The sequence below is a fragment of the Streptomyces sp. NPDC058464 genome (assembly GCF_042721035.1).
Lineage (GTDB): Bacteria > Actinomycetota > Actinomycetes > Streptomycetales > Streptomycetaceae > Streptomyces.
In genome coordinates this window covers 1-2,223 of sequence record NZ_JBHXMA010000116.1, presented here as the reverse complement: position 1 = coordinate 2,223, position 2,223 = coordinate 1, and the positions used below count along the sequence as shown (strand labels likewise).

The following is a 2,223-nucleotide window of genomic DNA, read 5'->3' as shown; positions in this document are numbered from 1 at the left end:
TGTCGGCGGCGCGTGAATCGTGACCCATATCCGACGGATGAAAAGTGACCCCCACTGCGTCAGTTGATGTTGGTCATTCCCCGGTGTTGGCTGCGGGAACCCGTCCGAGGTCGCGGCCGCGCATGCGGTAGCTGTCGCCCTTCAGCGAGATCACTTCGGCGTGGTGGACGAGGCGGTCGATCATCGCGGCGGCGACGGTGTCGTCGCCGAAGACCTCGCCCCAGCGTCCGAAGGGCTTGTTGCTGGTCACGATCACGGAGGCGCGTTCGTAGCGGCCCGAGATGAACTGGAAGAACAGGTTCGCGGCCTCGGGTTCGAAGGGGATGTAGCCGACCTCGTCCACGACGATCAGCGGGATCCGTCCCAGACGGGTCAACTCGTCGCTGAGCCTGCCCGCTTGATGAGCTTCAGCGAGGCGGGTGACCCACTGGGCGGCGGTGGCGAAGGCGACCCGGTGGCCGGCCTGGCAGGCCCGGATGCCCAACCCGGTGGCAAGGTGGGTCTTGCCGGTGCCGGGCGGCCCCAGGAAGATCACGTTCTCCTTCCCGACGACGAAGTCCAACGTCCCCAGATGGGCGATGACCTCGCGTTTCACGGACCGCTGGTGGTCGAAGTCGAAGTCCTCCAGCGACTTGCGGGAGGGGAAACGGGCCGCGCGGATGCGGCCCTCGGCGCCGTGGGAGTCGCGGGCTGCGACCTCCCGCTGCAGGCAGGCGGCCAGATATTCCTCGTGGCTCCAGCCCTCATCGCGGGCCCGCTCGGCGAGCCGGGTGGCCGCATCGCGCAGGGCCGGAGCCTTCAACGCCTTCGTCAGATAGACGAGTTCGGAGCCGACATCGCGACTGGTCCTGGCCTGGTTCGTGCCGTTCTTCGTGCTCATCACGCTGCCCCCTCACTCGTGCTCAGACCGCCGTCGATGACGCCGAAGATCCGGTCGTAGGTGTCCAGCGACCGCTCCTCGACCTCCGTCACGTCCACCGGCGCCGGTTTCGTGCCGGCGGCCTTCTTGCGGGCTGCCGCGGCAGCTGCCGCGTGGTCGGGGTCGGTGATGGTCTGGTGGCGGGCCCAGCTGCGGGCATGGCGGGCGACCTCGACGCCGTCGCAGGTCACCAGGACCTGGTCCAGGTCGGCGGCGACCTCGATGCGGCGGCCGACGGCCAGCGGGTGCACCGAGTAGTCGCAGGTGTCCAGGCGGACGTAGTGGTCCCGGGGCAGCCGCAGGGATGCCTTCCACCAGCCCGGCGGGGCGATCGGCGGCAGGGCCAGCATGCGGGAGCGGTCGGCCTCCAGCCGGTCGGAGGGGCGGGCCTGCAAGGTGCGGTGGATGCGCCGGTTGGCCTTGGTCAGCCAGTCGGCGAGCTGGATGTTGAAGTCGGCCGGCGAGGTGAACACGCGCCCGGGCAGGAACGACGTCTCCAGATAGCCGTTGGCCCGCTCGACCAGGCCCTTGGCTTCTGGATCCCGGGGCTTGCAGAGCAGGAACTTGATGCCCAGCAGCCCGGCGAACGCAGCGAATTCGTCGGTCAGTTGAGGCCCGCCCGGCCGCCAGGAGCCGACGGCGCCCTCGTTGTCCCAGACCAGCACCCGCGGGACGGCACCGAGCTCGGTCAGCAGCCGCCAGTGCCCGGCGATCAGGTCGGCCGCCGACCTGGAGGGCAGCATCCGGGCGGTGATCCACCGCGAGTAGCCGGCGACCATGACCAGCACCGGCGGCCGCCCGACCTGGCCGAAGCCGAGCGGGATGTCGGCAGGCGGGAACCACAGGTCGCACTGGCCGATCTCGCCCGGCTCATAGACCGTCCGCGAGGCCGGATCCGCAGGCCGATAGGCCGGCCGCAGGTCCCGGACCCGGTCCTTGAGCACGGTCAGGCCCCGGTCCCAGCCGATCCGCTCGGCGATCACCGTCGCGGGCATCTCTGGCCACTGCTCGAGCAGTTCACGGATCTGCGGCTCGACCGCGTCCACGATCGACCCTTTCGGCGCCCGCTGGTACTTCGGCGGCGCGTCGTCCGCGATCGCCCTGCGGACGGTGTTCCTCGAGATGCCCAGCTTCCTTGCGATCGCCCGCACCGGCATCTGCTCGGCCCGGTGAAGCCGGCGGATCTCCGCCCAGTCCTCCACGCTGATCACCACTCCTCCCGGCCTGGCTCAACGAGCCAGACCCCTTGGAGGGGGTCAACTTTCAAGCGTCGCTACTGGTCCACTTTTCAGCCGTCGCCGACA

2 protein-coding genes are annotated in these 2,223 nt (G+C 69.8%); both read right to left on the bottom strand.

The window, feature by feature from the left end; all coding sequences use genetic code 11:
• Positions 1–73 precede the first annotated feature (73 nt).
• Positions 74–880, bottom strand: coding sequence for an IS21-like element helper ATPase IstB (gene istB / locus ACFWPQ_RS51910; protein ID WP_384052189.1), 807 nt, complete (start codon positions 878–880; stop codon positions 74–76).
• On the bottom strand, positions 880–2,130 hold the full coding sequence (gene istA, locus ACFWPQ_RS51905) for an IS21 family transposase (protein ID WP_384052187.1): 1,251 nt from the start codon (positions 2,128–2,130) through the stop codon (positions 880–882). Before istA ends, istB begins: the two co-directional genes overlap by 1 nt.
• Positions 2,131–2,223 lie beyond the last annotated feature (93 nt).